We start from the raw sequence: 952 nt of genomic DNA on the forward strand, positions 1-952 counted from the left end.
GTTTCAGGTGGACCATAAGAATCTCGCGCCAACTTTATGAGACCATCTCGATCGCGGATCGTGATCTCTCCGCGGCGCGCTCGGATATAGCCGTAACTCTCGATCATCTGCAGACCGACGGTAACCCCCGGACGCCTGACACCAAGCATGATGGACAGAAACTCATGGGTTATCATAAGTCTGTCGCCGACAGTGCGGTCGCTGCACATCAAAAGCCATCTCGCCAGCCGGACTTCCAGGCTCTGCCGTGCGTTGATCGAAGCCGTATAGCTTGTCTGAACATGAAAATATTGGACATAGCGCAACAGGAACGACCGCAACGTAGGACTGTTCTCCAGGGCTTCGACGAATGGGGCAGCCTCTATCCGGAGCGCCTCGCATGTCGACTGGACGTAACAATCAAAGTTCGCCTGGTCGTCCCCCATGATCAGGGCCGAACCCGTCATTCCTTCGAACCCGATGATTCCGACTTCCGCTTCGGTCGCTGGCGCAGTCCGCGCCACCACCGAGGCCAGTCCGCTTTCCAGAAAATAGACGGCTTCGATCTTCTGCCCCGCATTCTCCAGTGGCGCGCGCACCTCCAGGAAAACGCTCGCCAGATGCGGCCTTAGCCGCGCGAGATCGTCCGCGCTCATGCGGCGAAGCAATTCGCTCTTGGCTTGCAGTATCTGGTAATCCACGAGACTCTTTTCCCTTGGGCAAGAGCACTGGGATCTCTTAGCCGGCCGCGTCCGTCTAACGAGCGGACGGTAACGAACCATAGACCTCGTCTCGCGCAGCACTAGACGAGCCGGCGCGTTGGTATGAAACCGACAGTTACTGCTGAAAACTCGAAGGCCTTGTTGGCTGACCATCTTTCGCCAGCAAACGAGCCTCCCGCAGGATAGAGGCGCGATCGAACTCTTGGAGAAATATGATTTCGCGTATCTGCTGTTCAGTGGCGCCTGTATCC

The 952-nt window shown here is 57.1% G+C and carries 1 protein-coding gene; it reads right to left on the minus strand.

Features of this window, described 5'->3' with window-relative positions; all coding sequences use genetic code 11:
- A partial coding sequence (locus tag EN893_RS35680) for a Crp/Fnr family transcriptional regulator (protein ID WP_206520834.1) occupies window positions 1-680 on the minus strand: 680 nt, incomplete at its 3' end.
- Between the last annotated feature and the right edge of the window lie 272 nt (window positions 681-952).

The sequence above is a fragment of the Mesorhizobium sp. M7A.F.Ca.CA.004.04.2.1 genome (assembly GCF_004022825.1).
Lineage (GTDB): Bacteria > Pseudomonadota > Alphaproteobacteria > Rhizobiales > Rhizobiaceae > Mesorhizobium.